The sequence below is a fragment of the Chromohalobacter sp. genome (assembly GCF_039830575.1).
In the GTDB taxonomy this organism is placed as follows: Bacteria; Pseudomonadota; Gammaproteobacteria; order Pseudomonadales; family Halomonadaceae; genus Chromohalobacter; species Chromohalobacter israelensis.
On sequence record NZ_JBDOOX010000006.1, the window covers coordinates 239,392 to 264,715 of the forward strand.

At 64.4% G+C, this 25,324-nt stretch carries 22 protein-coding genes; 14 read left to right on the plus strand and 8 right to left on the minus strand.

What is annotated here, in order from left to right; all coding sequences use genetic code 11:
• Positions 1-45 precede the first annotated feature (45 nt).
• Both ABGX75_RS05045 and ABGX75_RS05050 read left to right on the plus strand, forming a co-directional pair.
• A complete protein-coding gene (locus ABGX75_RS05045; RefSeq protein ID WP_084075979.1) occupies positions 46-939 on the plus strand; it encodes a PHP domain-containing protein in 894 nt (297 codons plus the stop codon).
• 70 nt (positions 940-1,009) lie between these two features.
• Positions 1,010-1,630 carry an L-threonylcarbamoyladenylate synthase gene (locus tag ABGX75_RS05050; RefSeq protein ID WP_035414604.1) on the plus strand — a complete coding sequence of 207 codons (621 nt, stop codon included), beginning with the start codon at positions 1,010-1,012 and terminating at the stop codon, positions 1,628-1,630.
• Between the two features lie 143 nt (positions 1,631-1,773).
• Here ABGX75_RS05050 and ABGX75_RS05055 read toward each other — a convergent pair whose 3' ends face one another.
• Together ABGX75_RS05055 and ABGX75_RS05060 are read right to left on the minus strand one after the other, a co-directional pair.
• Entirely contained in the window at positions 1,774-2,661 is an 888-nt protein-coding gene (locus ABGX75_RS05055; RefSeq protein ID WP_011506016.1) for an ion transporter, read from the minus strand.
• Between the two features lie 36 nt (positions 2,662-2,697).
• On the minus strand, positions 2,698-3,573 hold the full coding sequence (locus tag ABGX75_RS05060) for a CYTH domain-containing protein (protein WP_224114441.1): 876 nt from the start codon (positions 3,571-3,573) through the stop codon (positions 2,698-2,700).
• A 104-nt stretch (positions 3,574-3,677) separates the two neighbouring features.
• Between ABGX75_RS05060 and ABGX75_RS05065 the strand changes: the two genes are divergently transcribed.
• The 6 genes from ABGX75_RS05065 to glrR all read left to right on the plus strand — a co-directional run bounded on the left by ABGX75_RS05065 (position 3,678) and on the right by glrR (position 11,511).
• The gene (locus ABGX75_RS05065) at positions 3,678-4,358 is read left to right on the plus strand and encodes a TIGR00153 family protein (protein WP_011506018.1); all 681 of its coding nucleotides are present in this window, start codon (positions 3,678-3,680) and stop codon (positions 4,356-4,358) included.
• 49 nt (positions 4,359-4,407) lie between these two features.
• Positions 4,408-5,679, plus strand: a complete 1,272-nt coding sequence (locus tag ABGX75_RS05070) for an inorganic phosphate transporter (RefSeq protein ID WP_011506019.1) — start codon at positions 4,408-4,410, stop codon at positions 5,677-5,679.
• A gap of 115 nt (positions 5,680-5,794) precedes the next feature.
• The gene (gene argA, locus ABGX75_RS05075; RefSeq protein ID WP_011506020.1) at positions 5,795-7,108 is read left to right on the plus strand and encodes an amino-acid N-acetyltransferase; all 1,314 of its coding nucleotides are present in this window, start codon (positions 5,795-5,797) and stop codon (positions 7,106-7,108) included.
• Between the two features lie 890 nt (positions 7,109-7,998).
• Complete coding sequence (locus tag ABGX75_RS05080) at positions 7,999-9,555, plus strand: ATP-binding protein (protein WP_347410640.1); 1,557 nt, start codon at positions 7,999-8,001, stop codon at positions 9,553-9,555.
• A complete protein-coding gene (locus tag ABGX75_RS05085; protein ID WP_347410641.1) occupies positions 9,552-10,082 on the plus strand; it encodes a hypothetical protein in 531 nt (176 codons plus the stop codon). The genes ABGX75_RS05080 and ABGX75_RS05085 overlap by 4 nt, the downstream gene beginning before the upstream one ends.
• Positions 10,083-10,110: 28 nt before the next feature.
• Positions 10,111-11,511: a two-component system response regulator GlrR gene (gene glrR / locus ABGX75_RS05090; protein ID WP_287125025.1), complete on the plus strand. Its 1,401-nt coding sequence runs from the start codon at positions 10,111-10,113 to the stop codon at positions 11,509-11,511.
• A 30-nt stretch (positions 11,512-11,541) separates the two neighbouring features.
• Here glrR and xseA read toward each other — a convergent pair whose 3' ends face one another.
• From xseA to ABGX75_RS05120, 6 genes are all read right to left on the minus strand, one after another.
• Entirely contained in the window at positions 11,542-12,891 is a 1,350-nt protein-coding gene (xseA, locus tag ABGX75_RS05095) for an exodeoxyribonuclease VII large subunit (protein ID WP_035414611.1), read from the minus strand.
• A 135-nt stretch (positions 12,892-13,026) separates the two neighbouring features.
• Complete coding sequence (locus ABGX75_RS05100; protein ID WP_347410642.1) at positions 13,027-13,956, minus strand: nucleotidyl transferase AbiEii/AbiGii toxin family protein; 930 nt, start codon at positions 13,954-13,956, stop codon at positions 13,027-13,029.
• Positions 13,946-14,485 (minus strand): type IV toxin-antitoxin system AbiEi family antitoxin domain-containing protein, encoded by a 540-nt coding sequence (locus ABGX75_RS05105; RefSeq protein WP_035414612.1) that lies wholly within the window; start codon positions 14,483-14,485, stop codon positions 13,946-13,948. The genes ABGX75_RS05100 and ABGX75_RS05105 overlap by 11 nt, the downstream gene beginning before the upstream one ends.
• Positions 14,486-14,628: 143 nt before the next feature.
• Positions 14,629-16,131: a tripartite tricarboxylate transporter permease gene (locus ABGX75_RS05110; RefSeq protein ID WP_011506031.1), complete on the minus strand. Its 1,503-nt coding sequence runs from the start codon at positions 16,129-16,131 to the stop codon at positions 14,629-14,631.
• A gap of 12 nt (positions 16,132-16,143) precedes the next feature.
• Positions 16,144-16,593: a tripartite tricarboxylate transporter TctB family protein gene (locus tag ABGX75_RS05115; protein WP_347410643.1), complete on the minus strand. Its 450-nt coding sequence runs from the start codon at positions 16,591-16,593 to the stop codon at positions 16,144-16,146.
• Positions 16,590-17,579 carry a tripartite tricarboxylate transporter substrate binding protein gene (locus tag ABGX75_RS05120; protein WP_011506033.1) on the minus strand — a complete coding sequence of 330 codons (990 nt, stop codon included), beginning with the start codon at positions 17,577-17,579 and terminating at the stop codon, positions 16,590-16,592. Before ABGX75_RS05120 ends, ABGX75_RS05115 begins: the two co-directional genes overlap by 4 nt.
• A gap of 149 nt (positions 17,580-17,728) precedes the next feature.
• On the opposite strand from ABGX75_RS05120, the gene ABGX75_RS05125 reads away from it, so the two are divergent.
• From ABGX75_RS05125 to ABGX75_RS05150, 6 genes are all read left to right on the plus strand, one after another.
• Positions 17,729-18,397, plus strand: coding sequence for a response regulator (locus tag ABGX75_RS05125; RefSeq protein ID WP_347410644.1), 669 nt, complete (start codon positions 17,729-17,731; stop codon positions 18,395-18,397).
• Positions 18,394-19,797 (plus strand): sensor histidine kinase N-terminal domain-containing protein, encoded by a 1,404-nt coding sequence (locus tag ABGX75_RS05130; protein ID WP_347410645.1) that lies wholly within the window; start codon positions 18,394-18,396, stop codon positions 19,795-19,797. The genes ABGX75_RS05125 and ABGX75_RS05130 overlap by 4 nt, the downstream gene beginning before the upstream one ends.
• Entirely contained in the window at positions 19,797-20,888 is a 1,092-nt protein-coding gene (locus tag ABGX75_RS05135; protein WP_347410646.1) for an ABC transporter substrate-binding protein, read from the plus strand. Before ABGX75_RS05130 ends, ABGX75_RS05135 begins: the two co-directional genes overlap by 1 nt.
• A gap of 72 nt (positions 20,889-20,960) precedes the next feature.
• Positions 20,961-22,430 carry an IMP dehydrogenase gene (gene guaB / locus ABGX75_RS05140; protein WP_128690014.1) on the plus strand — a complete coding sequence of 490 codons (1,470 nt, stop codon included), beginning with the start codon at positions 20,961-20,963 and terminating at the stop codon, positions 22,428-22,430.
• A gap of 95 nt (positions 22,431-22,525) precedes the next feature.
• The gene (gene guaA / locus ABGX75_RS05145; RefSeq protein WP_011506038.1) at positions 22,526-24,103 is read left to right on the plus strand and encodes a glutamine-hydrolyzing GMP synthase; all 1,578 of its coding nucleotides are present in this window, start codon (positions 22,526-22,528) and stop codon (positions 24,101-24,103) included.
• A 111-nt stretch (positions 24,104-24,214) separates the two neighbouring features.
• On the plus strand, positions 24,215-25,309 hold the full coding sequence (locus ABGX75_RS05150) for a hypothetical protein (protein WP_347411445.1): 1,095 nt from the start codon (positions 24,215-24,217) through the stop codon (positions 25,307-25,309).
• The last annotated feature ends 15 nt before the right edge of the window (positions 25,310-25,324 follow it).

A 25,324-nucleotide genomic window follows, 5' to 3' on the forward strand; every position in this document is an offset into this window, starting at 1 on the left:
TATGGCGACCCTATTCTGACAAAGACGCCGCACCGCGTCATGCCCATGACCCAACCCTTGCCGCCCTTGCCCGAGACCTTCGAGGCCGATCTGGGGCTCGATCTGCACATGCATTCCACCGCGTCGGATGGCGCGCTCTCGCCCTGCGCCCTGGCCGAGGCCTGCCAGGCCAAGGGCGTCACGCGGTTTTGCCTCACCGACCACGATACCGTGGCAGGGGTCGCCGAGGCGCAGCGGCACGCTGACAGTCTGGGCCTGCGTTGCCTGGCGGGCAGCGAGTTATCCACCTTGTGGCGGGGCATCGGCATTCACGTGGTGGCCCTGCTGCCCAGCGGCGCGCATGGCGCCCTCGAGGCAGGGCTCGCCGCCCAGGCCCGGGCGCGCGACGCGCGCGCCGAGGAAATCGCCCACCGGCTGGAAAAGGTCGGGCTCGATGCGGCGCTGGCCCGAGCCCGGGAGCAGGCCGGCAGCGAACGCCCCCTGGGGCGGCCGGATTTCGCCAAGGCCCTGGTGGCCGCCGAGGTGGTGCCGGACATGCCCACGGCGTTCAAGAAATACCTGGGTGCCGGCAAGCCCGGTGACGTGAAGACGCATTGGCCCTATCTCAGCGAGGTGGTCGAATGGATTCGCGACAGCCAGGGCATCGCGGTGCTGGCGCATCCCTTGCGTTATCGGCTGACGCATCGCAAGCGCGGTCAGCTGCTGGATGCCTTCCGCGAGGCGGGAGGCGAGGCCGCCGAGTTGATCAGCGGCCACCAGAACGCCGACGTGGGACGCGATCTGGCTCGCCAGCTCGAGGCGCGCGATCTCATGGGCTCGCAAGGCAGCGACTTCCATTATCCCGGTGGCCCGTTGGCGCCGGGCGTGATGAGCGCGCCGCCGCGCTGCTCGGTGACCCCGGTGTGGCGGCATCCCAAGCTTGCGACATTCGCCGCGTGAGGCTATTGCTGGTCGAAGCAAGGCACGTCGTTCGGCGTCGCGCTTTCGGTCCCGCTCCAAGGAGGTAGGCATGACCCAGTTCTTTCAGATCCACCCCGACAATCCCCAGAAGCGACTCATCGATCAGACGCTGACGATACTGCGTGGTGGCGGCGTGATCGCCTACCCCACCGACTCCGGCTATGCGCTCGGCTGCTGCCTGGGCGACAAGAAGGCCATCGAGAAGATCAAGTGGCTGCGCTCGCTGGACGACAAGCACAACTTCACCCTGATGTGCTCCGACCTGTCCGAGATCGGCACCTACGCCAAGGTGGACAACGCCGTGTTCCGCCTGCTCAAGGCGCATACGCCGGGGCCCTACACCTTCATCCTCAACGCCACCAGCGAAGTGCCGCGCCTGCTGCTGCATCCCAAGCGGCGCTCGATCGGGGTGCGCGTGCCGGACCACCGCATTACCCATGCGCTGCTCGACGCCCTGGGCGAGCCGCTGATGAGCGTGACGCTGATTCCGGTGGACGAGGACCTGCCGATGACCGATCCCGAGGTGATTCGTGATCGCTTCGGCGCGCATCTCGACGCGGTCATCGACGGCGGGGCCTGCCATCTCGATCCCACCACGGTGGTGGATGTCCGCGAGATTCCGCCCACGATCGTCCGCGAGGGACGCGGGGACGTCGCGCCGTTCCAGTAAGCACGGGGCAAGGTAGAAAGCCGCGGTGACAAGCCTTCACGAGAGCGCCATGCCCCTTCCCTGGGTGCTGCATTCGTCATCCATGACGCATGACCCTCGCGCCGGCTTGTCACCGGCCTGGCTCTCACGAAACGCCCCTGGTTTCAGTGCCCCTGCTGCGAGGCGCCATCTGCCTCGTCTCTCAGGCGGGGATCCTGGGTGTCCTCGTCGAGCCAGGTGCCGCAGCGTCGGCAGTAGCGTGAGTCGTGCTCGTGGCGATCGAGACCGCAACCGGGGCAGGCTTCGTTGGAATAACGCTGCTCGCGCAGCGAGCGAATCACCTCGGCGGAGAACACCCCGGTGGGCACGGCGATGATCGAATAACCGATCAGCATGACCATCATCGAGATGAACTGGCCCAGCGGGGTGACCGGCGTGATGTCGCCATAACCCACCGTGGTCAGGGTGACCACGCCCCAGTAGACCGCCGTGGGGATATTGCTGAAGCCCGCTTCGGGAGGCTCGATCAGATAGACCAGGCTGCTGAAGATGATCACGACCATCAGCACGCCGAACAGGAACAGCAGGATCTGGTGCCAGCTGTTCTTCAGCGCATCGATCAGCAGTCGCCCCTCGCCGACGAACTGCATCAGCCGCAGCACGCGGAAGATGCGCAGCACGCGCAGCAGCCTCACCACCAGCAGCGATTGCCCCCAGGGGAACAGCAGGGCCAGCCAGGTGGGCAGGATCGACAGCAGGTCGATCACGCCATAGAACGAGGTCAGATATTTGAGAGGCCGCTCCAGGCAGTACAGGCGGGCCGCCAGCTCCAATGTGAACAGCAGCGTGAAGGCCCATTCCGCCTCGTAGAAGAGCGTGCCGAACGCGCTGTGATAGCTGTCGACGCTATCCAGCATGACCACGGCCACGCTGGCCAGGATCATCAGGATCAGGCCGATATCGAAGCTCTTGGCCAGACGGCTGTCCGACTCGAAGATGATCTGGAACAAGCGGGTACGTAGGCCGACGGCGGCCGGTCGCAAATCTGCCAAGTGTTATCTCCTTGGGCGTCGCTGGTCGAGCTCGGCTCAGTGCGCATCCAGCGCGGCGAGCAGGGCCAGGCTGTGTTGTCCGAATCGTGGGGTCAGCCACTGCGGCCCGTCGAGCGCTTCGGCCAGCCAACCAGCCGGCTGACGCACGGCCGTGGTCAGGCGAGTGTCCTCGGCCAGGGACCGGAAGGCGTGCCGAGCGTGGTTCAAGAATTCGGCTTCGCCGCTATCGCCCAGTGCGTCGAGGGCGGCGATCGCTTGCTCGGCGTGGTGCCGCGGCGTGGCGTTGCGCAGCTCCGCGGCATCGCCGGGCAGCGTCCAGCCATCCTGCAGGGCCGCGCCGCGCTGAGCCTTGCTGGCATTGGCCGGACGCAGGGCGACCTCGTCCGCCAGCGACGCGGCCAGTTGCCACAGGGCCTCGGGGCTGCCCGTCTTGAGTTCGAGTTCGAGTTCGCGAATCGGCACGTGCCGATCCCCGGCGTGGATGGTGCCGATGTCCAGGGCGACCTCGATGGTAGCGTCCGCCTCGACGATGTCCCAGCGCTCGCGGGTGAAGTCGGTGGTGAAGCGCGGCACGAGCGCGGCGAGATCCGCATCACTCAGGACGCCGGGGGCGTGCTGGCGGATGCCGTCGAGATCCAGCGCGTCGCCGGCGATCGGCCACTCCCACTCGCCGCGAGCGTGCAGGCCGCCCTGGCCGCTGCCCGCAGTCTTCAGGGTCTGCAGATGGCCGTCCGGCGTGCGCCGGATGCGCAGGGCGATGCGTGCGCGTTCCAGGGCACGTGAGGGCGTGTCGTAATAGGTGTTGGCCAGCCAGGCACGGTGCGCGGTGTGGCCGGCCAGGCGGGGATGCCGGCGCAATGCGTCGGGGCCGCTATCGCCCAGTGCGAGCTTGAGTTCGATTTCCTGAGACATGCCGGTCCTGTTGCGTTGATGACAAGGGGATGAATTTTCCATGACGCGAAGGGGTGCAGTCACTATACTGACGCCGCCATTCCCAACGCATCGAATCTGACATTATGGTGACTTCCAATCCGTTTTCGGCGCTGTTCGGACGATCGCCTTTCGAGCCCTTGCTCGCGCATATCGTCAAGACCAGCGAGTGTGCCGAACGACTCTTGCCGTTTTTCGATGCCACGCAGGCGGGCAACTGGGACGAGGCCGCCACGCATCGCGAAGCGATCACCGAACTCGAGCACGAGGCCGATACGCTCAAGACCGAGCTGCGCCTCAACCTTCCCAATACCATGTTTCTGCCGGTCTCGCGCTCCGACCTGCTGGAGTTGATCAGCGTACAGGACAAGATCGCCAACAAGGCGCGCGACATCACCGGCATCATGCTGGGCCGCGAAATGCAGATCCCGGCCTCGCTGGCACCGGCGATGCGGGCGTATCTGGAAACCGCCATCGCCACCGTCAGCCAGGCTCGCAAGGCGCTCGAGGAACTCGAGGAGCTGCTCGAGTCCGGTTTCGGGCGCAATGTCTCGGATGTCATGCACGATTTCATCCGCGAGCTCCACGAACTCGAGCACAAAGCCGACGATCAGCAAGTGCAGATTCGTCGCCAGCTCTTCCAGCTGGAAGCCGAACTGCCGCCGGTCGACGTGATCTTTCTCTACAAGATCATCGAGTGGATCGGTGAGCTGTCCGATCGCGCCGAGCGCGTCGGCAGCCGTCTTCAAATCCTCACGGCCCGCTAAGACGGGCCGTGTGATTTTTCGTCTCACGCCAGCCAGATAGAACTTGCCTATGTCCATCATTGCGCAATACGGCGATGTCTTCATCATTCTCGCCTGCATTTTCGGTTTCTTCATGGCCTGGGGGGTAGGGGCCAACGATGTGGCCAATGCCATGGGGACCTCGGTGGGGTCCAAGGCCATTACCATCCGTCAGGCGATCCTCATCGCCGTGGTGTTCGAATTCCTCGGTGCGTGGCTGGCCGGGGGACAGGTCACCAACACCATCCGCAAGGGCATCATCGATCCCGCCTTGCTGTCCGACGATCCGCAATTGCTGATCTACGGCATGCTGGCGTCGCTGCTGGCCGCCGGGGTGTGGTTGTTCATCGCCTCCATGCGCGGCTGGCCGGTCTCCACCACGCATTCCATCGTCGGTGCCATCGTCGGCTTCGCGGTCGCCGGGCTGGGGGTCGACTCGGTGGGCTGGCCCAAGGTCGGCCAGATCGCGGCGAGCTGGGTGGTGTCGCCGCTGCTGGCGGGCTCCATCGCCTTCGTGCTGTTCAAGTCGGTGCAGTTCTTGATCTTCGAAAACCGTGACCCCTTCGCCGCCGCCAAGCGCTACGTGCCGGGCTATATCTTCCTGGTCGGCTTCGTCGTGGCGATGGTCACGCTGGTCAAGGGCCTGTCCCACGTCGGCCTGGAGATGAGCTTCGGCGACAGCCTGCTGATCGCGATCGGCATCGGCCTGGTGGTCATGGTCATCGGCATCCTGATGGAAAATCGCGTCGATCGGGCCAAGCGCCAGCGCAGCAGCTCCAGCTTCGACTTCAACAGCGTCGAGCGTGTGTTCGGCGTGCTGATGATGTTCACGGCCTGTGCCATGGCCTTCGCGCACGGCTCCAACGATGTCGCCAACGCCGTCGGTCCCCTGGCGGCGGTCATCAGCGTGGTCGACTCGCAGGGCGATGTCGGCGGCGCGGCAGCGCTGCCCTGGTGGGTACTGATTCTGGGCGGCGGCGGCATCGTCGTCGGCCTGGTGACCTATGGCCACAAGGTCATCGCCACGGTGGGCACGGGCATCACCGAGCTGACGCCGAGCCGTGGCTTCGCCGCGACCCTGGCGGCGGCGACGACCGTGGTACTGGCCTCGGGCACCGGCCTGCCGGTCTCGACCACCCAGACACTGGTCGGCGCGGTGCTGGGGGTCGGTCTGGCCCGTGGCATGGCAGCGCTCAACCTGCGCGTGCTGGGCACCATCGCGCTTTCCTGGGTGATCACCCTGCCGGCCGGGGCGCTGCTGTCGATCATGTTCTTCTTCATGTTCAAGGGCATGTTCGGCTAGCACGCGAGCCGAGCGAGTCGCCGCATCGCGAGGCGGGATCGGAGCTACCGGTCCCGCCTTTTCTATGCCTCTGATATAGTCATGATGTCTTTCCTTCCTGCAGCTGGAGCGGGCCTTGAACACGCGCTTTCCCTTCGCCGACTGGTTTCGTAATTCGTCTCCGTATATCAATGCGCATCGCGGACGTACGTTCGTGGTGCTCATCGAGGGCGAGGCCTTGGCATCCGAGCGATGGGAGCCGCTGCTGCAGGACCTGGCGCTGCTGCATACCCTGGGCGTACGCCTGGTGATGGTCTTCGGCATTCGCCCCCAGGTCGGCGAGGCGCTGAGCGCGGAGGGCATCGCGCCGCGCCGGATCGACGGTCGCTGGGTGGCCGACGGGGCGATCATGCGTCATGTCGAACGTATCGCCGCCGAGCTGCGCCTCAAGATCGAAGCGCGCCTGTCGCTGGGCCTGCCCAACACGCCCCTGCACGGTGTCGAGCTGACGGTGGTGTCCGGCAACCTGGTCACGGCGAAACCGCTGGGCGTGCGCAACGGCGTGGACTTCCACCACAGCGGCGAGGTACGCCGCGTGCGCAGCCAGGCCATCGCCGAGCTGCTGTCCCAGGAAACCCTGGTGCTGCTGCCGCCGCTGGGCTATTCGAGCACCGGCGAGGTGTTCGATCTGGATGCGGCCGATGTCGCCCAGCACGTCGCCATGGGGCTGGGCGCCGACAAGCTGATCCTGCTCGGCGACGCGGCGGGGCTGCACGACGCCAGCGGCTTGCTGCAGCGCCAGTTGACGCCTCAGGAAGCGGAACCCCTGCGCCGTCAGGCACCGCCCGGCAGCGAGCTGGCGCGACACCTGGGGGCGGCCTGCGAAGCGGCGCGTCACGGCGTGGCACGCACGCACCTGCTTTCCTGGCACGATCGCGATGCCTTGCTGGGTGAGCTGTTCACCCGAGACGGGGTCGGTACCATGATCACCCAGCACCGTTACGAGCAGTTGCGCCGCGCGACGCTGGAAGACGTGGGCGGCCTGCTCGAACTGCTGCGTCCGCTTGAGGAGCGCGGCATGCTGGTGGCCCGCTCGCGGGAACGCCTCGAGCATCAGGTCGACGATTACTGGGTCATCGAGCGCGACGGCATGATCATCGGCTGCGGTGCCCTGCATGCCTACCCCGACGCCTGCATGGGCGAGCTGGCCTGCGTCGCCGTACATGGCGACTATCGGGGTGGCGCCCGGGGCGACCTGCTGTTGGCCGAGATCGAGCGCGAATCGCGTCGGCGCGGTTTCACCGCCTTGTTCGCGCTCACCACCCACACCACGCACTGGTTCCTCGAGCGCGGCTTCCGGCTCGATGGCCTGGAGGCGCTGCCGCACATGCGCCGCGATTCCTACAATCACGCGCGTCAATCCAAGGTGTTGCTCAAACCCCTCACCTGATCCTGTCTGCCCGCGCCGCTTCGCGCCCCCGTCAACGGCGCGGGCGGCGTCTCGCCCGGCCATGACCTGTCGCTTTCTCTCTACGGGTGTCTCCAAATGGAGACGTAATAAGTCATTGATTTTTAGGAATTAAGAGGTTTTCGGCCATATCGCGTTGGGGAATGGCGACGTTATTGGTCGCCAATCTCGCCCCGTGAGCGGCAAATGTCGGAAGTGGCCGCGAATGGCCCGGTTGGCATGTTTGCAAGTTATTGTTTTTAGTGGTTTTTCAAAAAACTGGCACGCCAATCGCAATGTATAGGGCGAGCAACGGGAAGCGGTTCAACACGGCTCGAGCCGTTTCTCGATCGATCACGCCAGGCGTTCCGGTCACAACCCTGTGCGTAAGGTCTGGCGAGATCGATCAACGTCTGCTCCACGCGATGTGTGACTTAGGTTGCGATGAGACGGGTACCGCCTACGGGCATGGATAGGTACCAAAAGGGCAAGGATGCCCAGGCAAGGATGCCACCCCCTTCGGGGGTCTGATTTCGCCACGCCGCCTCGGCGGCATGGCACCGAACGAAGCGACGGCCAGTCCGTCAACATGGGTGCTTTTTTCCTGGCAATGTACGGCACTCATGGCTTCGTGGGCCTTCGGGCCCATCGATCACTCTCGAGAGTTCAGCCAGGTGGATGTTCGAGAGTGTTCACTTGACCCTTCAGTTCCCTGCGTACCTTGGGCCGGATTTTCCGGCCCACTTTTTTTGCGCGCCTGCTAGATGTCGCGCGTCCGCCACAGGCGACAAGCCGGGGCAAGCGAAGGGGCCATCACGAAGCGCTCGATCGGCAGGGCGACCAGAAGCCCGGCAGGCGAGTGTAACTCTGTTATCCTGTGCGGATAAGATTACATGGCATCCACCCTCTTTCTGCATAGAATCGCGCTCATGGCCACTCAGGTCTCTCGCCGCTGGCGTCCCCGTTCATTGTTGCAGTTGGTATTGCTCGCCTTCGTCATGGTGATGCTGCCGATTGCCGTTCTCATGTTTCAGGCCGGTCAGGCGCTTTCCGAACTTTCGTCGCTGGCCGACGTGAGCGCACGCCAGGCGGTGGAACAAACCCGTCGTGCCCGTACCCTCAGCAATCTGGCCCTGGAGATGGAGCGCAGCGCGCGCCAGTACGCGGTGCTCGAGCAAGAAGGGCTGCTCGATATCTACAACGAGAAGGCCGAGCGCTACGCGGAACTGCTCGATGAGCACGCCCCCCTGCTGCCCGACGATCCCGACATTCCGCGGCTGCGCGAGCAACTGGGCGAACTCGAGGCCCTGCCGGACATGCCCATCGAGGAATTCCGCGAGCAACTGGCGGCGTTCGGCGACTTCTCCCAGCGCACCGACAACGTGCGCCAGGCCACCAACCAGCTCATCGACGACCGCATTGATGCCATTCGCGAGCGCGCCGGCACGGTACGCGGTCAGCTCTGGCTGCAGACCGCCGTGCTGGTGTCGGTGAGCCTGGTGCTCATGCTGTTCTTCACCTGGTTGATCATCCGCCCCATTCGTCAGCTCGAACGGCGCATCTTCAGTCTGGGCAGCGGCATGGAACCCGCCTCGTCGCAGCATATCCAGGGGCCGGCGGAGCTGGTCAGCCTGGGCGAGCGCCTGACCTGGCTCTCCGGGCGTCTCACCGAGCTGGAGGCGCAGAAGCAACAGTTCCTGCGGCATATGTCCCACGAGCTGAAGACGCCGCTGGCCAGCGTGCGCGAAGGCACGGCGCTGCTGTCCGACGGCGTGGTGGGCGAGCTGAGCGAGCGCCAGCGGGAAATCGTCGGCTTGATCGATGTCAGTGGTCAGGAACTGCAGGAGCTCATCGAACAGCTGCTCGACTATAATCTGTTGCAGCACAGTCGCGGCCTCAAGGTGACGCGTTTCGATCTGGTCACGGTGATCCAGGAGGTGCTCGCCAAGCATCGCCTGGCACTCGACAAGAAGGGCATGCGGGTCGAATGGCCGCAGCATGCGCCACTGCCCTGGCAGGCCGACCGCGAACGGACGGCCAGTATCCTGGACAACCTGGTTTCCAATGCCATCGCCTACGGCGAAGACGGCGGCTATCTGGCGCTGCGGGTTCGCCAGCATCAGGCCTCGCTGATCGTCGACGTCGCCAATACCGGCGAACCCATCGACGACGAGGATCGAGCGCATCTCTTCGAGGCATTCTATCAAGGCCGCATGCGACGCAAGGGTGCCCTCAAGGGCTCGGGAATCGGGCTGTCGGTGGCCGCCGACTGCGCCAGGGTCCAGCAAGGGCGGCTGGAACTGGTCGAGGATGACGACTTCCCGGTCTGCTTTCGCCTGACATTGCCCGAGGTCTCGTCGTCGGAGGGAGAACCCGCGACCGATGACGCCTCCATAACGACGCCGGTCACACGAATGCCGGCGCTTGACGCAAGGAACTCGAACTCATGAACATCCGGATGCTGCTAGTGGCGCTATGCGCCAGCTCGCTATTGACCGGTTGCCAGTGGCTGGCCCAGCAGCCGCCCCCGCCGGAGGCTCCGATCACCTCCTGTGACGGCGATATTCCGCAACTGGCCGACAACGTCTGCCTGGTGGATGACTGGGTGGCCTTCGGCCTGGCGGCGCAGCGCGGGGACAGCGAATGGCGCCAGACCATGCTGGTACGCCTGGACGGCGACATGCCGCATCTCAAGCTGGCACGGGCCACGGTACTGGCGTGGGGAGAGCGCGACGGCTGGGAGCGCGCCTCGGAACTCTACAAGGCCGAGATATCGGCGGCGCCGAGCCGTCTGCAGCCTCTGCTGCAGCAATGGCTCAACGAACTCGAGCGTCGCCGGGCCCTGGTCGCCGAGCTGGCCACGAGCGAATCGCACCGCCAGGCGTTGGAGCGAGAGCGCGACGAGCTTGCCGAGAAACTCGACGCCCTGACGGCCATCGAACAGAGCATCAACTCGCGTCATCAGCAATCGCCATGACGGCGCGAATGAGCCCAAGGAGAAAGACGTGAAGCACGCCGCCGCGCATATTCTGCTGGTCGATGACGACCCTAGCCTGCTCAAGTTGCTGGGCATGCGCCTGGAAAGCCGAGGCTACCGCGTGACCACCGCCGAGAGCGGACGCCAGGCACTGGACTGCCTGACCGAGGACCGTCCCGATCTGGTGCTCTCCGACCTGCGCATGGACGAAATGGACGGCATGGCGCTGTTTCACGAATTGCAGCGCCGTGCGCCGGGCATGCCGGTGATCATTCTCACCGCGCACGGCTCCATCCCGGATGCGGTGAGCGCCACGCGCCAGGGGGTGTTCAGCTTTCTCACCAAGCCGGTGGACCGCGACGAGCTGTTCGCCGCCATCGAGGAAGCCATGACACAGACGGCGAGCACCCACGGGGCCGGCGACGATGCCTGGCGTGCCGAGATCATCACCCGCAGCCCGCAGATGGAGCGCATCCTCGAGCAGGCGCGCATGGTGGCGGCCTCGGATGTCAGCGTGCTGATCACCGGGGCCTCCGGCTCGGGCAAGGAGCTGCTGGCCAACGCCATCCATCAGGCGAGCGGACGCGCCGACAAGCCCTTCGTGGCGATCAACTGCGGCGCGCTGCCCGAGCAGTTGCTGGAAAGCGAGCTGTTCGGGCACGCCAAGGGCGCCTTCACCGGCGCGGTGAGCCAGCACGAGGGGCTGTTCCTCGCCGCCAACGGCGGCAGCCTGTTCCTCGACGAGATCGGCGACATGCCGCTGTCCTTGCAGGTCAAGCTGCTGCGCGCGCTGCAGGAGCGCCAGATCCGCCCCCTGGGCTCGACCACCTCGGTGCCCATCGATGTGCGCATCATCTCCGCCACGCACCGCGACCTCGATCGCGCCATGCACGAGGGCGACTTCCGCGAGGACCTTTATTACCGCCTCAACGTCGTCAACCTCAAGCTGCCGGCCCTCAAGGAGCGTGCCGAGGACGTGCCGTTGCTGGCCAAGTATCTGGTGGGGCAGGCGGCCGAGCGCCACAAGCCCTTCGTCAAGGGCTTCTCGTCGGAGGCACTCAACCTGCTGGCCTCCAGCGCCTGGCCGGGCAACGTGCGCCAACTGGTCAACGTGGTCGAGCAGTGCGTGGCGCTGACCAGCTCGCCGATCATCCCCGAGGCCCTGGTGGCCCAGGCACTGGCGGCCGAGGAAAACGCACTGCCCTCGTTCAACGAGGCGCGTGCGGGCTTCGAACGCAGCTACCTCGTCAAGGTGCTGAAGATCACCGAGGGCAACGTCACCCAGGCCGCGCGCATCGCCGGGCGCAACCGCACCGACTTCTACAAGCTGCTGGCGCGCCACGACCTGGAGCCGAGCAGCTTCAAGCCCAGCACCCATCCGCAGTCGGCGCAGAACGACGACGCCGCGCCACGCCGCGCCCAGCGCTGAATTCGCGCAAAAACAGTTTTCAGACAGTGCCTAACGCTTGAAGCGCCGCTTCACCTCCACCTTCAACCGCCCCTCGCCGAGTCGTGCGGTGAGGGTCTGGCCGGGCTGGGTGTCATGGGCGTGACGCACGATATGGCGATCGTCGTCCTCGAGGATGGCATAACCGCGACCCAGCACCGCCAGCGGGCTGACCGCGTTGAGCTCGCGGGCCAGGGCTTCGAGGCGCTCCCGGGACTGATCGAGGCGGCGCGGCAGGGCGGCATGCAACTGACGTTCTAGCGTCGTCAGGCGTTGCCGATACGCCTCGATGGCAAGGCGCGGATCCTGGCGTTCCACGCGGCGAGTCAGCGTCTCGTGATGCTGACGCTCGCGGTCGAGACGTCGCTGCATGGCAAGCTTCAGACGCGTTTCCCAACTCTCCAGGCGCCGGCGCTGTTCGGCCAGACGCTCGCCGGGATGCCGCAATCGCGCCCGGGCATGATCGAGGCGCTGACCGTCGCGCTCCAGGCGTGCCTGCATGGCACGTGCCAGGCCGCGCTCCGCGGCCTGCAACTGCGCCCGCCACTCGCGCCAGTCGGGCACCAGCCGCTCGGCGGCGGCGGACGGCGTGGGGGCGCGCTCGTCGGCGGCGAAATCCGCCAGCGTGACATCCACTTCATGCCCCACCGCCGACATCACCGGCAGGCGGGAGTGATGGATCGCCCGCGCCAGGTGCTCGTCGTTGAACGCCCACAGATCCTCCAGGCTGCCGCCGCCGCGGGTGACGAGCAGGGCATCGACGGTGTCGTCCGGCGACTGGGCGCGCTGATTGGCCTGGGCGATGGCGCGGATGATCGCCGGCGGTGCCTCGCGCCCCTGCACCGGCACCGGCAGGATCGTCACCTCCAGCGACGGCCAGCGATGGCGCAACACCGCCAGCACGTCACGAATCGCCGCGCCGGTGGGCGAGGTGATGATGGCCAGGTGACGGGGCGGGCAGGGCAGCGGCCGCGCGTTGGCGAAGACGCCCTCGGCGGAAAGCTTCGCCTTGAGCCGCTCGAACGCCGCCAGCAGTTCGCCTTCCCCGGATGCCTGCACCGCCTCGACGATCAACTGATAGTCGCCACGCGGCTCGAACACCGACACGCGCCCGCGCACCCGCAGACGGTCGCCGTCCTTGAGCGGCGTTCGCATCAAGCGCGCCCGGTTACGGAAGAACGCGCAACGCAGCTGGGCGCGGTCGTCCTTGAGCGTGAAATAGATATGCCCCGACGCCGGCCGCGCCACCCCCGAGACTTCCCCCTCCACCCAGCAGTCACCGAAGCCGCGCTCCAGCATCAGGCGGGCCTGGCGGTTGAGTTCACTGACGGACAGGGCATTGGGGGCGCCAGTATCATCCATCGCAGGCCTCTCAAAGTTGGGTAGAGTCGGGAAAAGGGAGTCTAGCATTGTGACCACGCACCATCGCTAGCGAGAAATCCACGTCCACGTTTATGCGACCAGTGTGTGGTTAGACGTGTTTGAGAGCCATGCTCCCTAGAGGGTGAATTCCGGACTGGGAGATCCTGGGGGTGGACCCTCGAGTGCAAGGATTGCTTGATCCAGCATGGCTGTGACCTCGCGGGCGAGGAAGTCAGCAAAGCGGGGGTTTCTTATCGTTCTTTCGACTGTCTGTGTGGGCAGAAAGCGTGTCATTTCATTTCGAAAGGTGGTACCCGACACAATTTCAACCAGGCGGGATCGCATGTCTCTGGCTCGGTCAGCGTAATGCTCTACGGTATAGTCCTGAATCTTGCGCTTGATGAGCTCGAGGTTGGGAGATGCCCCCTGTTGTTTGAGCCAGGCCAGGTCCCAGATGTCACGATGCCGCACGTATTTCTGTGTGTTGACCAGTGAGATCAGCTTGTCTGCCATGATCTCCTCTAGGTTTTCCGTCACGATCAGCAAGTCATCGTAGCCATCGGGCAGAAACGGGTAGTGGACCTGGAGCGCATGCGCTTCCCGCGTGTACGCCGGAAGGCTGGCCACTTCCAGTTTGATGCGCTGCTTGGGGATGTCCTTTCGAGCTGGTGCCGTCAAGACGGAAACCTGCCATTTGTCGATACGAATGTCCCGGTAGCCAGGCTCTTCGCGCAGCTCTTTCGGTTCCTTGACACTAACCTCGAGCTGGTAACGATTGCTGACATAATCCTCGATGCACTCACGGATGCGGGACAGATGTTGGCTGCTGAACTCCCAACCGCCGGCAAAATCCAAGTCTTCACTGAAGCGCGGCGAGCCCTGACACAAGCGCAGCGACGTTCCTCCCTGAAAGGTAAGCCGATCCAGGAGCCGCTCCCGTTCGAGTGCGAACAGGATATCGAGATGCAGCAGCTCTTTCTCGATGACCGGGCGCATAGCGGTTCGGCCGGGTTGTGCCATCGCGCGAGCGACCAGTTCATCGAAGTTGGCGCGTTCAGTTTGCATGCGGCAGGCTCGCTTCATCGACAAGATGGGTATTGCGCCCGACACGCTTGAGGTCTGCCCAGGCGGCTTGGGGCGTTGCCAGCCGCAAGGGACGTCCGACGTCGCGCATCCGGTCAAGCAATTGAGGTACGGATCGCTTGGTATGGGTGAATTCAATGGTGCCATAGGGGGTTCGATATTCCCCCTTGCGGCCTGTGGTCATGACCGTCAGTCGGTCGACAGGAATCTGTGAGATGGCGCCGTATTCCGAGAGGGCGGATTCGAGGCTGACATAGCTGTACTCGCCACGGCGCATGGTCTTGGCGATTCGTTCGAGAAGATCGGGGTCATGGTGCCGTGACAGCTTGTAGACATACACGCCGCGACTGACTGCCTCGAGCATGCCATGTCGACGTAGTCGATTGATTCCCTCCTGAAGCGTCTTTGGGCTGTCTTCGGGAAAGATCTTGGCCAGGTCCGAGAGAGTAAATACAGACCGGTGTTGGCGGTCCCAGTAGTCGAGACGCTCACGGGCGGTGATCTGATTCATCAAGTCTACACAAATGCTATTTATAAATAGTTTATGTGTACACTTGATGTGTGGCAAGTCGCCGACGAATTCCCGGGAAGAGGTCTAAAAAAACAAGCCCACGCATCAGACATCGAGATGCGTGGGCTTGTTGCTTTGCCGTTTCAGGCCTTGCTGGTCTTGGCCTGCCACAGCTTGGGCAGCAGCCATGGCAGCACCAGCAGCGCCACGGCGGCGATCCAGAGGCCGAGCGAAATGCCGGATTGCCACAGGATGCCCAGGTCGCCGCCACTGATGGACAGCGCGCGCCGCAGGTTCTGCTCCATCAGCCCGCCGAGGACGTAGCCCAGGATGACGGGCGCCAGCGAGAAGCCCAGCTTGCGCAGCAGGTAGCCGAACACGCCGATGATGAGCATCAGGTAGATGGCCGCGAGGTTGGAGTGGAGCTGATACACCCCCACGAAGGCCAGAATCGCGATGCCCGGCACCAGCACCCAGCGCGGAATCGTCAGCACGCGAGCGAAGACGCCGGCCAGGGGCAGGTTGAGTGCCAGCAGCACGAGGTTGCCGATATACAGCGAGGCGATCAGGCCGCCGGCGACTTCCGGGCGTTCGCTGAACATCATGGGGCCGGGGGTGATGTTGTAGAGCATCAGCGCGCCGAGCAGCACGGCCGTGGTGCCGGAGCCGGGAATGCCCAGCGTCAGCATGGGCACGAACGAGCCCGCCGCCGAGGCGTTGTTGGCCGCTTCCGGCGCCGCCAGGCCGCGCATGTCGCCCGTGCCGAAGGTGTTGTTCTTGTCGCTCAGGCGCTTCTCCGTGGTGTAGGAGACCGCGCCGGCCACCGAGGCGCCGGTGCCGGGGAGAATGCCGATGATGAAGCCGATCAGGCCCGAGCGGCCCATCGTCCACTTGCAGGCCATCACTTCCTTGAGGCTGACGAAGACGCGTCCCAGCGGCGGAAGTCCTTCGTTGCCATCCTTGCGGTTGGCGTGCTCCAGCATCAAAAGAATCTCGCTGATCGCGAACAGGCCGATGATCATGACCACGAAGTCGATGCCGTCGTACAGCTCGGGCAGGCCGAAGGTGTAGCGCAGCACGCCGGTGCTCGAATCGACGCCCACGGTGCCGATCAAGACCCCCAGCACGGCGCCGATGGCGGTCTTGACGGGGTCCTTGCCCATCATCACGGACATGGAGGCGAAGGCGAACACCATCAGCGCGAAGAACTCGGCAGGCCCGAACATCACGGCCACTTCCGCCAGCAGCGGCGCGAACAGCGTCAGGCCGATGATGGCGATGGTCGCGCCGACGAACGAGCTGACCGCCGACAGGCCGAGCGCCGGTCCGGCCAGCCCCTTCTTGGCCAGCGGGTGGCCGTCGAGCGTGGTCATCACGGCCCCGGCATCGCCGGGCACGTTGAGCAGGATGCTCGACATGCGTCCGCCGTACTCGGCCCCCGTGTAGATGGCGGCGAGCAGGATCAACGCCGACTCGGCGGGCAGGCCGAGCGTATAGGCCAGCGGCATCAGAATCGCGATCCCGTTGATCGGACCGATGCCGGGCAGCGCCCCGAAGAGCGTGCCGAGAAGCGCGCCGAGAAAAGCCAGGCCGAGGTTCAGCGGGCTCAGCGCGACGTCGAAGCCATGAATCAGAAAATCGAACATGAGGGCGCTCCGTTATAGCAAGGGCTCGATCCAGTAACCGCTGGGCAGCGAGATCCCCAATGCATGCGCAAAAAGGTAATAGCTGACGACGGCCATGAGCCCGCCGGTCAGCAGTGCCTTGCCCCATGGCGCGCCGAACATGCGCGCCAGGCTGGTGACGGCCAGCAGCGAGGTGATGATGAAGCCGAGCTTGGTGAACAGCAGGGCATAGACCAGGAGCGTGGCCAGCACCAGCAGCAACTTCACGCCAAGCTGGCGGCCGGGCCATACCTCGTTGGTGCCGGGTTTCACGATCAACACGCTGGCCAGCGCCGCCAGCAGAATGGCAAGACCGAGCGGAAAGGCGCGGGGGCCCACGGGGTCGTAGCTGAAGGGCACTTCCAGTTGCATGGCCTGGACGGCGACGAACGCCGCCAGACCGATCAGGACGATGCCCAACAACCGGTCGGCGGCGAGTTTCATTGCTTCAGACCTACTTCTTTGGCCAGGGATTCGAACTGGTCGACCTGCTCCAGCACGTAGTCATTGAACTCATAGCCGAAGCGCGACATCGGGAAGAGACCGCGGGCTTCGCGCAGCTCGGCGAATTCCTTGGACCGGGCGAGCTGAGACATGCGCTCTACCCACTTCTGGTAGGCCTCGTCGCTGACGTTGGGCCCCATGTAATAGCCGCGCCAGATGGGCCATTGCACGTCATAGCCTTGCTCCGCCGCGGTGGGGATGTCGGCGTAAGGGCCGCCCATGCGCTCTTCGGACAGCGCGGCGAGAACGCGGATCTTGCCGCTTTCCAGCTGCGACTTGAGCTCGGAGAGATCGCCCGTGAAGACCTGGATGTGGTCGCCCAGCAGCGCCGCCAGGGCTTCGCCGCCGCCCTCGAAGGAGACGTACTTGAGCTTGCGCGGCGAGAGATCGGCGGCCTTGGCGGTGAGCGCGGCCTTCATCCAGTCCTGGCTGCCCACGGTGCCGCCCGCCCCGAAGGCGATATCGCCCGGGTTGGCCTTGAGGTCTTCCATCAGCTCGTCGAGCGACTGCCAGGGGGCGTCGGCGTTGACCACGATGGCGCCGTAGTCGACGCCCAGCGCGCCCAGCCAGCGTACGTCGTCGGCGTCGTACTGGCCGAACTTGCCCAGCGCCAGGTTCACGGCCGCGCCGGTGCTGGCGGCGACGATGAGGTTGGGGTCGCTGTCGCGCACGCCGTTGACGTGGTTGTAGGCCACGGCGCCGATGCCGCCCGGCATGTAGCTCACGGCCATGGGCTTGTCGATCATGCCGGTCTTTTCCAGGCCGTTGGCGGCCAGGCGGCAGGTGAGGTCGTAGCCGCCGCCCGGCTTGGCGGGGGCGATGCACTCGGTAGCCTCGGACTGTGCCTGGACGTTGCCGGCGGCCAACAGGCCACCCGCCAGCGCCAGCATGCCGGCGTACGTGGAAAGCCCTTTGTTGATCTTCATGGCGAACTCCTGTTCTCTTGTTTTGCGCTGCTTTGGAATAATGCCGATGGTGGCTGATGTCATCGCCATGGATGACGGGTATCGATGCTAGGGAGGTAACCTTTCATCAACCTGTCATCGTACGTTCGCCCACATGAGACATTGGTCGTATGCGCCTGCTCGTCATCGAAGATGATCCCCTGATTGCGCGCTCGCTGGAGCAAGCGCTCACCCCGCTGGGCAACACCGTCGACGTGTTCACGCACCACGCGCAGGCGCGCGAGGCCCTGCAGAGCGGGCAGTTCGATCTGGTGCTGCTCGACCTGGGGCTGCCCGACGGCAACGGCCTGACGCTGCTGGCGGAACTGCGCCAGCGCGGCGATACCACGCCGGTGCTGATCCTGACGGCCCGCGACGGCATCGACGCGCGCGTGGAAGGGCTGGATCTCGGTGCCGACGACTACCTGGCCAAGCCGTTCTCACTCGCCGAGCTGGAGGCCCGGGTGCGTGCCTTGCTGCGCCGCAGCCAGCAGCGCGCCGACAACCGCCTGACGTTCGGGCCGCTGGCCTTCGACGCCGCCTCGGGCGTCGCCACGCTGAACGAGACGGTGCTCGACCTGCCGCGCCGTGAACTGCGCCTGCTGGAGAGCCTGCTGCTGCATGCCGGCAGCATCACGCCGCGCGAGACCCTGGAGAATCGCCTCTTCGGGTTCGGTGATGTCGGCTCCAACGCGCTGGAGGTATACATCAGCCGCTTGCGCAAACGGCTCGACGGCAGCGGGCTGTGCATTCGCACCTTTCGCGGCATGGGGTATCGGCTCGAGGAAGCCGCTTCGTGATCCAGGTGGAAGGCTCGCTGAAGGCCCGCCTGGCCGTCTGGCTGGTCGTGACCGTCAGCGCGCTCGGCGTGCTGCTGCTGGTCGAGGCCTATTTCAGTTCGCAACGCGCGGCCGAGCGTGCCTATGACAGCCAGCTCGAAGCCGCCGCCCTGACCATCGCCGAGGCCGTGCAGTGGGAGGCGGGGCAGCCGGTGGTGGAGATTCCCTCGGCGGCGCTGCAGATCCTGGCGACGCGCCACCAGGAGCGGGTGTTCTACGCCGTGCTGGACGCCGACGGCCAGGCGATCTCGGGCAACCTGAACATGGCGATTCCCTCCGAGTGGCAACGCCAGGTGACCTTGCAGCCGACATGGTTCAGCGAGACGCATCGCGGCACGCCCTGGCGGCTCCACGGGCGGGAGCTCGACTCCGCCGGCTGGGAAACCCAGGACCCGGTGCAGATCTGGGTCGGCCACACGATGTCGGGGCGCGACGCCCTGACCGAGGCGCTCTTCGAACAGGCGGTCACGCGCTTCGTGATCATGGTGCTGGTGGCGGGCATCCTGATGCTGCTGGCGATGCGCGTGGCGCTCGCGCCGATGCGTCGCCTGCGCCACCAGTTGCGCCAGCGCGATGCCGACGACATGCGCCCGCTGGACACCCGGGTGCCCGAGGAAATGCGTGAAATGGCGGAAACCCTGGATTCGCTCTTCACCCGACAGCGCGAGAGCCGGGACGCCTTGCTGCGCTTTACCGCCGATGCCAGTCATCAGCTCAAGACGCCGCTCGCCGGCCTGCAGGCCACCAGTGAACTGGCCCTGCAAAGCGAGCACCCCGAGACCTGGCGGCAGGCCCTGGCCGACGTGCACGACAGTGCCGGACGTACCAGCCGCCTGGCCGGCCAGCTGTTGAGCCTGGCACGCCTGCGCCATGCCGAGGAGGAGGGCACGGCCACGCAGCTCGACGCGGTCTCGCTGCTGCGCGAGACCGCCTTCGACTGGGCGCAGCGCGATGCGGCGCAAGGGCATGACATCGGCCTGGCCGCCTTGCCCGAGTCGCCGCAGTACATCTGCGGCGAGGCCTGGGCCCTGCGCGAGCTGCTCGGCAACCTGATCGACAACGCCCTGCGTTATACACCGCCGGGCAGCGTGATTACCCTGGGCGCGGTGCGTCACGCGCAGACGCTGGAATGGTATATCGAAGACGACGGCCCCGGTGTCTCGGCGGAGGTGATGGCGCGCCTGCATCGCCCCTTCGAGCGTGGCGGTCGGCAGGACACCGAGGGCTCCGGCCTGGGGCTGGCCATCGTGGACTCGATCGTGCGTCGCCACGCGGCGCGGATGCAGGTCGAGTCGGCGGAGAAGGGCGGGCTGAGGGTCCGCCTGTTGTTTCCTTGTCTCACCCGACACGAGGAGGGGTGATGTCGATTCGTCGTGTGGCGCTCGCCTGGCTGCTGGGGGCCCTGGCGCCGAGCCTCGCCTGGGCCGACACCCCGCTCATCGTCGAGGCCGCGCTCGACAGGGAGGTCGCGGCGCCCCTGCTGGACGCCTTCGAGGCCGCCTATCCGCACATCCAGCTGACCTTCCGCGATCGCTCGACGCTCGAGGTCGACGCCCGAATCGCCGACACGAACGATCCGCCGGATGTCGTCATCAGCTCCGCCATGCCCTGGCAGATGGCGCGCGTCAACGAGGGCTACGCGCGGCGTCTCGACTCCCCGGCGGCGCGTGAGTGGCCGGCGTGGGCCAAGTGGCGCAACGAGGTCTTCGGCTTCACCTTCGAGCCCATCGTCATGGCCTATCGGCTGGATCTGGCGCGACACATGCTGCCGCCGACGACTCACGCCGACCTGCACACGCTGCTCACTCAGCAACGCGGAACGCTGCGCGACAAGGTGACGACCTATTCGCCCGTGCGCAGCGGCATCGGTTATACGCTGTTCCAGCAGGATGCCCGCTACACCACCCGGTTCTGGGACCTGGTGGCCGCGATGGGGGCGGCCGACGCCAACCCCGAGGCCAACACCCGCTCCATGCTCGAGGGGCTCAGCGAAGGGCGCTACTGGCTGGGCTACAACCTGCTCGGCTCCTACGCCATGCACTGGGCGCAATCGCATCCCGAGGTCTTCGTGCAGGTGCCGCAGGACTATTCGCTGGTGATGATGCGCATGGCGTTCATTCACCGCGACGCCCCGCACCCCGCGGCGGCCCGGGCGTTTCTCGACTTCCTGCTGGGCCGCGAAGGGCAACGTGTCATCGCCGGCGAGACGCCGCTGTTCAGCGTGCGCTCGGATGTGGTGGGCCCCTACACCGCCCAGCGGCTGCGCGACCAGGTCGGAGAGCGCCTGTACCCCATCCCGCTGAATGCCTCGCTGCTCGCCTTCGTCGATCCCTCGCGGCGCGCGGCGTTCATGGATCGCTGGCAGCGGGAGTTCCGTCGCCTGACGCACCCCGCACCGGCCCCGAGCGCGGCCGCCACCGAACCGCGCATTGACAAACGCGCGCAACGTTGAGAGGACGGGGATAGGGGGTTATAATGGCGGATTAATCTTCCCCGCACCCGCTTTCCCCACAGGTGTCGCAACATGCTACGTATAGCGCAAGAAGCTCTTACGTTCGATGATGTATTACTCGTCCCCGGCTATTCCGACGTCCTGCCCAAAGACGTCAGCCTGAAATCCCGCCTGACTCGCGACCTTCACCTCAACATCCCGCTGCTTTCCTCCGCGATGGATACCGTGACCGAAGCCCGCCTGGCGATTGCCATGGCCCAGGAAGGCGGCATCGGGATCATTCACAAGAGCATGACCATCGCCGCACAGGCGGCGGAAGTGCGCAAGGTGAAGAAGCACGAGAGCGTGATCGTCAAGGACCCGGTGACCGTCAGCCCCAAGGCGAAGCTGGCCGATCTGCTCGAGATGGCCGACGAGTACGGCTACTCCGGGTTCCCGGTGGTCGAGGGCGACACCCTGATGGGCATCGTCACCGGGCGCGACATGCGCTTCCGCCCCGACAAGGGCGACAGCGTCGCGGAGATCATGACGCCGCGCGAGAAGCTGGTCACCGTGCCCGAAGGCACCTCGCTGGACATCATCAAGTCCAAGCTGCAGGAACACCGCATCGAGAAGATCCTGGTGGTCGACGATCAGTTCCGCCTGCGTGGCCTGGTGACCGTGCGTGACATCGAGAAGGCGCGCACCTACCCGCACGCCGCCAAGGACGGCGACGGCCGCCTGCTGGCCGGCGCCGCCGTGGGCACCGGGCCGGAAACGCCGGATCGCATCGCCGCGCTGGCCGAGGCCGGGGTGGACGTGATCGTGGTCGACACCGCGCATGGCCATTCCCAGGGCGTCATCGAGCGCGTGCGCTGGGTCAAGGAGCATTATCCGCAGGTGCAGGTGATCGGCGGCAACATCGCCACCGCCGCCGCCGCCAAGGCGCTGGCCGAGGCTGGTGCGGACGGCGTCAAGGTCGGCATCGGTCCCGGCTCCATCTGCACCACGCGCATCGTCGCCGGGGTGGGTGTGCCGCAGATCTCCGCCGTCTCCGACGTGGCCGACGCGCTCAAGCCGTACGACATCCCGCTCGTTGCCGATGGCGGCATCCGCTTCTCCGGCGACCTGGCCAAGGCCATCGCCGCCGGCGCCAGCACGGTGATGATCGGCGGGCTGCTGGCCGGCACCGAGGAAGCGCCGGGCGAGATCGAGCTCTACCAGGGCCGGACCTACAAGGCCTATCGCGGCATGGGCTCCATGGGCGCCATGTCCCAGAGCCAGGGCTCCTCCGACCGCTACTTCCAGGACAAGAACGCCGGGGTCGAGAAGCTGGTGCCGGAAGGCATCGAAGGCCGCGTGCCCTACAAGGGCCAGATGAGCGCCATCGTCCATCAGCTGATGGGCGGCCTGCGTGCCTCCATGGGCTACACCGGCTGCCACGATATCGACGAGATGCGCACCAAGCCGGAGTTCGTGAAGATCACCGGCGCGGGCTTCGCCGAATCCCACGTGCATGACGTGCAGATCACGAAAGAGGCCCCCAACTACCGGGCGGGCTAACTCAAGCTTGATGCCGGAAGCTTGAAGCTGGAAGTGGCCATGCCGCTTCCAGCTTTCGCATTTTCGGCCCTTGTTGCTTCTCAAAGGAACGCCAGATGACCGACATTCACGCCCACAAGATCCTGATTCTCGACTTCGGCTCCCAGTACACCCAGCTCATCGCACGCCGCGTGCGCGAGATCGGCGTCTACTCCGAAGTGCGCGCCTTCGACATCAGCGAGGAAGAGATTCGCGAGTACCGGCCCAACGGCATCATCCTCGCCGGCGGGCCGGAATCCGTCACCGAGCTGGCCTCGCCGCGCGCTCCGCAGTGCGTGTTCGAGATGGGCCTGCCGGTGCTGGGGATCTGCTACGGCATGCAGACCATGGCCGAGCAGCTGGGCGGCAAGGTCGAGGGCTCGCAGAAACAGGAATTCGGCTATGCGCAGGTGCGCATCGACGCCGACAACGCCCTGCTCAAGGACATCAAGGACCATGTCGACCATGACACCGGGCGCGCGCTGCTCGACGTCTGGATGAGCCATGGCGACAAGGTCGCCCAGGTGCCGGAGACCTTCACCGTCACCGCCTCCACCCCGAGCTGCCCGATCGCCGCCATGGCGTGGGAAGACAAGCAGTTCTACGGCGTGCAGTTCCACCCCGAGGTGACCCACACCCAGCAGGGCCAGCGCATTCTCGAGCACTTCGTGCTGGGGATCTGCCAGGCTGAGCGCCTGTGGACCCCGGCCCAGATCATCGACGACCTCTGCGTGCGCGTGCGCGAGCAGGTCGGCGACCGCCACGTGCTGCTGGGCCTCTCCGGCGGGGTAGACTCCTCCGTGGTCGCAGCGCTGCTGCACAAGGCCATCGGCGATCAGCTCACCTGCGTGTTCGTCGACAACGGCCTGCTGCGCAAGAACGAAGGCGACCAGGTGATGGAAACCTTCGCCAGCCACATGGGCGTGCGGGTGCTGCGTGTCGACGCCGAGGACGAGTTCCTCACCAAGCTGGAAGGCGAAAACGACCCCGAAGCCAAGCGCAAGATCATCGGCAACACCTTCATCGACGTCTTCGACCGTGAAGCCGCCAAGATCGAGGGCGTGGACTTCCTCGCCCAGGGCACCATCTACCCGGACGTGATCGAATCCGCCGCCAGCAAGACCGGCAAGGCGCATGTCATCAAGTCGCACCACAACGTCGGCGGCCTGCCCGAGACCATGAAGCTCAAGCTGGTCGAGCCGCTGCGCGAGCTGTTCAAGGACGAAGTGCGCAAGCTCGGCCTCGAACTCGGCCTGCCGTACGACATGGTCTACCGTCATCCCTTCCCGGGACCGGGCCTCGGCGTGCGTATCCTCGGCGAAGTGAAGAAAGAATATGCCGATATCCTGCGTGAAGCCGACGCCATCTTCATCGAGGAACTGCACAATGCCGACTGGTACCACAAGACCAGCCAGGCCTTCGCCGTCTTCCTCCCGGTGAAATCCGTCGGCGTCGTCGGCGACGGGCGTCGCTACGAATGGGTCATCGCCCTGCGTGCCGTCGAAACCATCGACTTCATGACCGCAAGATGGGCCCACCTGCCGTACGAGCTGCTGGAGAAGGTCTCCAACCGCATCATCAACGAGATCAGTGGCGTCTCCCGCGTGACGTACGATGTCAGCAGCAAGCCGCCCGCGACCATTGAGTGGGAGTGATAATCCTACTATATGAACTTATACTCTTAATATAAAGCAGCGGGCTGGCCTCTAGGCGAGCCCGTTGTTTTGTAGTATTTTTATATAAAATATCAATTAAAAGTGGTTTTTATGACAGACGTAGGGCATATGAATTTTTTTAATATAGACCGCTGCGGTCTATATCGAAATGGTGATGAAAAGACATTTGGCTGTGAAGTCACTGAAACATTTGATTTAATTTCTTCATGGGTAAAGGGTAGGCCATTTTCCTCTACTATTCCTTGGGATCCTGATAACTCAAGATCTAATAAGCCAAAAGCCTATTGTAAAGATATTTTTAAGTGTGAAGAAACGGGCGATTTTTTTCTGGTTTTATGGAAGTCTGATCCAGGTGGCATGGAGGGGCTTTTAGGAGTTCCCGAAGATGATGCTGGTGGCGGTGGAGAGGTTGTTAAACATAGTGGCAAGCATCGTGGAAAAAGAATGATATGGGGGCGTCCTTGTTATTATTGGATCATCCCGGAATACAATGCAGTGGTTTCTATAAAGTTTGATCACTCTGTGTGTGACGCGCAGTTGTTTCAGGATTACGTATCTTCTTGCGTTAGTAATAGGGTGAAGCATCCTAATCGAGAAAGAGAATATACCGATTGCGGGTATGTGAGAATTTTTTACTCGGGAGATGGCGACGTTAGATACCGTTATTCTTTTTCTGTCTCCCTTAAGTTTATGGAAACCTCAAGCTTCGAGCTTCAAGAGCTTTCGAAGCAGGTTACACATATAGTGCGAAGAGAGACTGTTAGGGTCGATTCCCAAGACGCTCGTGCAGAATGGGTAAAGAAATTTTCTGGTTGGGTTCCTTATGTCACAGCAAAATCTAAGTCCAAATCAAGAAGAGTTGAAGTGAGAGCTGAAGCTAGTCCTTCAGTCGCTGAGATTAGAGATATTATAGAAACAAGTACTCATGAAACTCGCTCTAAAGATAAGTGGGATAATGTTGGGTTTGAAACGGATAAAGGCGTTGTCTGGGTTGATCGCTACAGACTGAAAGACACGGTTATTTTTAGTGACCGCGAAGGTGATATAATAACTGCTGAACAACTTTTCAATAAGTGTAGGGTCCCGGATGATAGGATCGCCTATAGAAGTTATCCTCTGCTAGCAGCGAGAGAGCTTCTTCAGCAATTCATCCGGGAGCAAGTTCATGGACATCAAGCTGCATAAACAAGCGACCACGAC